Origin of the sequence: Acinetobacter sp. YH16031 (genome assembly GCF_013417335.1) — a bacterium.
GTDB lineage: Bacteria > Pseudomonadota > Gammaproteobacteria > Pseudomonadales > Moraxellaceae > Acinetobacter.
In genome coordinates, this window is the sequence record NZ_VPED01000055.1 from 1 (window position 1) to 6,886 (window position 6,886).

Here is a 6,886-nt window from a genome sequence, read left to right on the forward strand (position 1 = left end):
TGAGGATCAGAAAGCTTGTTTGAATCGATGTATTTCATCCGCAGATTATGCACGAATGCTAAGAAGTCCGGAGTGCAAATATTAACCAAAAAGAAGATCGTTTTTTGATTTATGAAAGAGATCTATTGTTAATTTATTTATTGTGTGGAGTTATTGTTTATTTATTGTTAAAATTATTTTTTGAGTTAATAAGAATTTTTTTAGTCTAAAGGATTAATATTTTGAAAAAAACAGCACTCGTTTGTTCTTTAACCTGCTTAGCGTTAACAGCGTGTTCAACAACTGAAACTTCAAAAACAATACAAGCCCCCCAAGTAACGGCTGCGACGGCACAAGTAAAGTATACGGGTACTAAAACTGCAGTTTCTATTGGGAAATTTGATAACCGTTCAAGTTATATGCGTGGAATTTTTTCTGACAATGTAGATCGTCTAGGCGGACAAGCAAAAACAATTTTAGAAACTCATTTGCAGCAAACAGGTTATTTCTCTGTTTTAAACCGTGATAATTTATCTGAATTACAACAAGAAGCAGGGTTTGGAAAATCGACGCAATCAATTAAAGGAGCGCGTTTTGTATTAACAGGTGATGTTTCTGAGTTTGGTCGTAAAGAAGTGGGTGATCACCAGTTATTTGGTGTATTAGGTCGTGGTAAAACGCAAATTGCTTATGCAAAAGTTAATCTTAACGTAGTTGATGTGAAAACTGCAGAAGTAGTTCACTCAGTACAAGGAGCAGGTGAGTATGCGTTAAGTGAGCGTGAAGTACTTGGCTTTGGTTCTACCGCATCTTATGACTCAACATTAAACGGTAAAGTTTTAGATTTAGCTGTACGTGAAGCAGTGAATAATCTTGTGCTTGATTTACAGACTGGTAAATGGTCGACCAAGTAATAGGATTATTCCATGAAAAATATATTTTTATTACTTGGTATTGTGATGTCACTAAGTTTGGTGGGTTGTGCAAGTGGTCCCCAATCTTTATATAGTTGGGGGACATATCCACAACAAACTTATTTGTTGTTAAGTGTTCCTGAAAAAACCTCTCCTCAAGAGCAGATTGCTAAACTTGAAAAAGATATAGAGAAGGCTAAAGCTAAAAATGCGGCTGTGCCTCCAGGTTTATATGCACATTTAGGGCTATTAAATTTAAATCTTAATAATGGTCCACGAGCACTAGAGTATTTTGAGTTAGAACGTCAGGTTTATCCAGAATCAACTGTTTTGATGGAGCGTTTACTGAAAAAAATGACAGGTCAAACTACAGCAGGAGCGAAGAAATGAAAAATTTACAACGTTTATTCGCTTTAAGTACTGTGGTTCTGTTATTTACTGGTTGTGCGGTTGCACCGAAAAATACACGTGATTTAAGCACTTACACAGCACATATGCCAAAGTCTATTTTAGTGATGCCACCAGTGAATGAATCTCCTGACACACGTGCAACTTATAGTTATTGGTCAACAGTAACTGTTCCTGTTGCTGAGGCAGGTTATTACGTTTTTCCTATTAGCGTTGTCGATACGATGTTTAAGGAAAATGGTATTTATAACGGTTCTGATGCTCAAACAGTAAGTACCCAAAAGCTACAAGAAATTTTTGGCGCTGATGCTGCTCTGTATGTGAAAGTAAAAGAGTATGGTTCGAAGTATCAAGTGATTCAAACGGTTGCTACGGTTGCTGTAGAAGCTAAATTGGTTGATTTAAAAACTGGCCAGCTTCTTTGGGAAGGTTCAGAAAAGCAGATCTTAGCTAACAGCAATAATAATGCTGGTTTAGTGGGTATGTTGGTTGGTGCTTTGGTGGATCAAATCTCGAATCATTTAAGTGATAAGGCGTATGTACTATCAGGCACGGTGAGTCAATTGTTGTATTCACCACGTTTGACTCAGCAAAAAGGTTTATTGTATGGACCAAGATCTCCGAATTTTTCACAGAATTCAGTAAGTCCTCAGCAATAAAAAAATCCCCTCAATTGAGGGGATTTTTTATGTTAAGTTTTTAATGTTAAGACACTTTATCACCCGGTTTAGCACCAGATTCAGGTGAAATCACCCAAACACCTTCACCATTACCAGCGGCAAGTACCATACCGTTTGAAATACCAAAACGCATCTTACGTGGAGCCAGGTTTGCAACCATCACCACCAGTTTACCTTTCAGGTCTTCCGGTTTATAAAACTCACGGATACCACTGAACACATTACGTGGCTCAGCTTCACCAACATTCAAAGTCAATTGAAGAAGTTTATCAGAACCTTCAACCGTTGCAGCATCCAGAACTTCAGCAACACGTAAATCAACTTTAATGAAGTCATCAATCGTGATGATCTCAGCTTCACCGACTTTAGGCTCAGCTTTCTTCTCTTTAGCTTTCTCTTTTTTCTTCTCAGCTTTTGGTGCCTCAGCAGGTGCAGCTAAAGAATCCTTAGACGCATCGACCATCGCAGCCACAGCTTTCGGATCAACACGTTGCATCAGTGGCTGGAACAATGCAATTTCATGACCAGTCAAAATTTCAGTGCGAGAAGCAAAGTCGAAAGAAGCCAGTTTTAGGAAGTCCTGAACCTGAGCAGCCAAAGTTGGAAGTACTGGAGCTAAATACAGAGCCAATTGACGGAACAGGTTGATACCTACAGAACACACACCGTGAACCTGTTGTTCTTCGCCTTCAATTTTCGCTAAAGCCCAAGGTTTTTTCTCATCGATGTACTGGTTGGCTTTATCTGCAAGTGCCATGATTTCACGGATCGCTGCCGAGAATTCACGGGTTTCATAAGCTTTGGCAATTGAATCGCCAGCATCAATAAAGCTTTGAACCAGTTCAGGCTCGGCACAAGTTGCACTTAGCTTGTTGTCAAACTTGGTATTGATGAATTTTGCACAACGGCTGGCGATATTCACTACTTTACCCACTAGGTCCGAATTCACTTTCTGAACGAAGTCATCCAGATTCAGGTCAGAATCTTCAACCTTGTCAGAAAGTTTAGAAGCAAAGTAATAACGCAGGTATTCAGGGTTCAAATGCTGTAAATAAGTTTCAGCTTTAATGAAGGTACCGCGAGATTTAGACATCTTCTGACCATTTACAGTCAGGAAGCCATTCACGAATAAACCGGTTGGTGTACGGTAGTCTGCACCTTCCAGCATTGCAGGCCAGAACAGGGCATGGAAGTAAACGATGTCTTTACCAATGAAGTGATAGACTTCATTTTTAGAATCTTTTTTCCAGAAATCATCGAAGCTTAAATCAGGACGTTTAGTTTTGATGTAATTCTCGAAGCTCGACATATAGCCGATTGGCGCATCCACCCACACATAGAAATATTTGTTTGGCGCATCAGGAATTTCAAAGCCGAAATACGGTGCATCACGTGAGATGTCCCAGTCGTTCAAGCCATTGTCAAACCATTCATCCAGTTTGTTGGCGATAGATACGGGTAGACGGCCTTCGTCACGGGTCCATTTTTGCAGGTATTCACCAAAATTTGGCAGTTTAAAGAAGTAATGATCCGAAGATTTCTCAACAGGAGTCGCGCCGCTTAAAGTCGATTTTGGATTTAATAATTCAGTCGCGTTGTAAGTTGTACCGCAAACTTCACATGAATCGCCGTATTGATCTTCCGCCTTACATTTTGGGCATGTACCCTTAATGAAACGGTCTGACAGGAACATGCCTTTTTCAGGGTCAAATAACTGGGTTACAGGGCGAACTGCAATATTACCGGCTTCACGGTTTTTGATATAGATTTCTGAAGCACGGGCGCGGTTAGTATCACTGTGGGTAGAGTCATAATGATCGAAATGCACACCGAAACCGTCAAAGTCACGAATATGTTCTTTTTGCACATTGGCAATCTGTGCTTCAGGTGAAATGCCATTTGCCTCAGCACGCAGCATGATCGCTGTACCATGAGCATCATCCGCACAGACATACGTCACGTCATGACCCATTGCACGCATCGCACGTACCCATATATCAGCCTGGATATAGCCGAGTAAGTGACCCATATGAATCGGGCCATTGGCGTAAGGAAGGGCATTGGTGACTAGGATTTTACGCACGGATTCACTCTCTCATTCGTATTCATTATGCAATGGGCCATAATTTTACATGATGCAGAAGGGATTACAAAGAAATGCTTTTACAGAAGCACAAGGAATAAATCAGGCCGAATATTCAGAATACAAAAACTGGCTATAGACGGGTAATTGGCTCCTAAAAATACGATTGAGATAAGTTGATGCTACTTCCTGCAAGCAATAGCAACAACATGTACAGGCTTTGTTGCAGTTTGCTTAATTCCCCCACGTCATTGCATGCTTTGTGCTAAAAATTTGGCTGATCATTTTTATTATGACGCCTTAGGAGGGTACTCATGACTCAGAATAACCAGACAAGTACTTCAAAACAGAATCAAGATAAAGAACAACATGCACGAGAGCTGCATGACAAGATTGAACAAGAGCAAAAGCAGAATGAGATTGATAAACAGCATAAGCAGAAACATGAAGAAGTCCTAGAAGCCCAAAAAAATGGTGCTGATGAAAAGTCTGATCATCAGCAAGACTCTAAAGCATCTGGTAATCAGCAATCAGAGCAAAAAGATGCGTCTAAAAATGATCAATCTAATCATGGTGATCAATCAGATAAAAAAGCTGAAAGTACCAAAATGGATGACTTAAAAGCGAAAGCCATCGCGATCGGTGAAGAGCTATTGCAAAAAGGCGAAAAGATTCTGAATGAGCTAAAAAATGGCAAATCAGACAGCCAGAAAAATGGCGAGCAAGGTTCAGATGATTCGAAAAAGGCACAGGATAAAAGTTCTGGAGATAAATCGGCAAATCAGGCTGACCAAGATCGTATGGCAAATTTAAAAGATGAAGCGCTACACAAATTTGAAGATACTAAGGTCAAAATTAGTGAGTTGGTGAATGAAGCTGCTACGAAATTGAATGAGTTGAAACAGATGGCGGCTGAAACCATGACCAAAATGAAAGGCGATGACCAGTCTCAGTCAGATGATTCGAAAAAGCAGAATCAGGATTCTTCATCTAAAGAGGCTAAGGATAAGGACCAAAATTCAGATCAGACCAATAATAAAGATGATGCTAAAAAGGATCAGGATAAAGCTGATCAATCTGGGCAAAACAAGACCGACCAAGATAAAAATCATAAATAATCATTTCATGTTGAAAGCCACTTCATTCAGTTTTTGAATGAAGTGGCTTTTTAATGGATACTATCTAATTAATTTTATTTAAAATTTTAAAATATCAATAATATAAAACAATAAATAAGATGTGATGCTGACTTTATAAATTTTCTTCCCTGTAATCATTTAAAACCCAGTAAAATAGTTGGAAATCATATTTGTCTTTCAGGCTTGTGAATACAGATTGCTTAACCTGAGCCTAAAACCTCGTTAAACTAAGCTATTCAGATGTCTATCTATATTTTTTGGAGTAACCTATGTCCTGGCTTTCTTCGCTTAAATCGGTTTTTTCGCCTTCCAAGGAGGTGAACGAAGAAGCTGTGCAGAACGTACTGCAAAACTATATCTTGCCAAATTCTAGTAATGCACTGAAAGACCGGATTACTCAGGTCAATGTGCAAGGTGAGATACTACAGATCACCATTAATACCTATCCGGAAGAAAAAGAGCAGCTACAGCAGATTCATGATGAACTGGCGGATGCGCTAGAGAAATGTGGTATTAAAGAACTAAACCTGCATGTGATTCAGCAAAAGACGGGTCATAAAAAAGAAGGCGGTTGTGGACATCATCATGTAGAAGGCGAGAGCTGTTCCAGCCAGCCGCAAACTGCTGCTTCAAAATCGAATCTGCCACCTGTAGTTGATGCTTCAGGCAGCGTAGCTCAAGCAGAAGCTGATCCAAATAATCCACCGATCCAGAAAGCTGCTCCACAGCAACGAGATGTACCCAAACATCCACGCATTCAGAATGTCATTCTGGTCTCTTCAGGCAAGGGCGGTGTTGGTAAATCAACCACAACTGTGAACCTGGCTTTAGCTTTGCAAAAATTAGGTTTGAAAGTGGGTGTACTGGATGCGGATATTTATGGTCCAAGTATTCCAACGATGCTCGGCAATGCCGGCAAAACCCCGATGATCGAAGCCGAGCAGTTTGTCCCACTCGATGCTTATGGTATGGCAGTGCTGTCGATTGGTCACTTAACAGGTGATAATAATACGCCGGTTGCTTGGCGCGGTCCGAAAGCAACAGGTGCCTTGATGCAGCTATTCAATCAAACCTTATGGCCAGATCTGGATGTTCTGATGATTGACATGCCGCCAGGTACAGGTGATATCCAGTTAACGCTTGCTCAGCGTATTCCGGTAACGGGTGCAGTGATTGTGACCACACCGCAAAATGTGGCATTGCTGGATGCAACTAAAGGTATTGAACTGTTTAACCGTGTGCAGATTCCAGTGATGGGGGTAGTCGAAAATATGTCGACCCATATCTGCTCGAACTGCGGTCATGAAGAACAGATCTTTGGTACAGGCGGCGGTGATAAACTGTCAGAGCAATACAATATTCCATTGCTCGGCCGCTTGCCTTTGAAGGCAGTGATTCGTGAAAATGCCGATGCCGGTAAGCCTTCAGTGATTGCTGGAGATGATGCTGCTGAAAGTTATATGGCCATTGCCCAGAAAATTGCAGCAAAATTGCCAAAAGCAGAAAAAGATAAAACTCGTATTTTCTAAGATTCTATAGTGAAAAAAAGAGAGCTGAGGCCACTGCTGTCCCATAGTTTGCTTTAAATAAAAAAACCTGAGTCCTAACAGTTAAAATATGAGTGCAAACAAACACTTTAACGACCAGGATTCAGGTTTTGTCACATCAGAATACCGTATTTCA

The 6,886-nt window shown here is 40.5% G+C and carries 6 protein-coding genes; 5 read left to right on the top strand and 1 reads right to left on the bottom strand.

The window, feature by feature from the left end:
- Window positions 1-221: 221 nt before the first annotated feature.
- From FTV31_RS15080 to FTV31_RS15090, 3 genes are read left to right on the top strand one after another with little or no spacing between them, the layout of a single operon-like run.
- A complete protein-coding gene (locus FTV31_RS15080; protein WP_104425838.1) occupies window positions 222-893 on the top strand; it encodes a CsgG/HfaB family protein in 672 nt (223 codons plus the stop codon).
- A gap of 12 nt (window positions 894-905) precedes the next feature.
- The gene (locus FTV31_RS15085) at window positions 906-1,283 is read left to right on the top strand and encodes a DUF4810 domain-containing protein (protein WP_180015601.1); all 378 of its coding nucleotides are present in this window, start codon (window positions 906-908) and stop codon (window positions 1,281-1,283) included.
- Entirely contained in the window at window positions 1,280-1,960 is a 681-nt protein-coding gene (locus tag FTV31_RS15090) for a GNA1162 family protein (RefSeq protein ID WP_180015603.1), read from the top strand. The genes FTV31_RS15085 and FTV31_RS15090 overlap by 4 nt, the downstream gene beginning before the upstream one ends.
- A 46-nt stretch (window positions 1,961-2,006) precedes the next feature.
- Here FTV31_RS15090 and metG read toward each other — a convergent pair whose 3' ends face one another.
- Complete coding sequence (gene metG, locus FTV31_RS15095; RefSeq protein WP_180015605.1) at window positions 2,007-4,064, bottom strand: methionine--tRNA ligase; 2,058 nt, start codon at window positions 4,062-4,064, stop codon at window positions 2,007-2,009.
- Between the two features lie 314 nt (window positions 4,065-4,378).
- Between metG and FTV31_RS15100 the strand changes: the two genes are divergently transcribed.
- Both FTV31_RS15100 and apbC read left to right on the top strand, forming a co-directional pair.
- Window positions 4,379-5,182, top strand: coding sequence for a hypothetical protein (locus FTV31_RS15100; RefSeq protein ID WP_180015607.1), 804 nt, complete (start codon window positions 4,379-4,381; stop codon window positions 5,180-5,182).
- Window positions 5,183-5,472: 290 nt separating this feature from the next.
- Entirely contained in the window at window positions 5,473-6,732 is a 1,260-nt protein-coding gene (gene apbC / locus FTV31_RS15105; protein WP_180015609.1) for an iron-sulfur cluster carrier protein ApbC, read from the top strand.
- The last annotated feature ends 154 nt before the right edge of the window (window positions 6,733-6,886 follow it).

Bases quoted from the DNA above. Each gene is read 5' to 3' on its own strand.
- apbC (WP_180015609.1), top strand. From the start codon at position 5,473: ATGTCCTGGCTTTCTTCGCTTAAATCGGTTTTTTCGCCTTCCAAGGAG.
- FTV31_RS15090 (WP_180015603.1), top strand. From the start codon at position 1,280: ATGAAAAATTTACAACGTTTATTCGCTTTAAGTACTGTGGTTCTGTTA.
- FTV31_RS15100 (WP_180015607.1), top strand. From the start codon at position 4,379: ATGACTCAGAATAACCAGACAAGTACTTCAAAACAGAATCAAGATAAA.
- FTV31_RS15085 (WP_180015601.1), top strand. From the start codon at position 906: ATGAAAAATATATTTTTATTACTTGGTATTGTGATGTCACTAAGTTTG.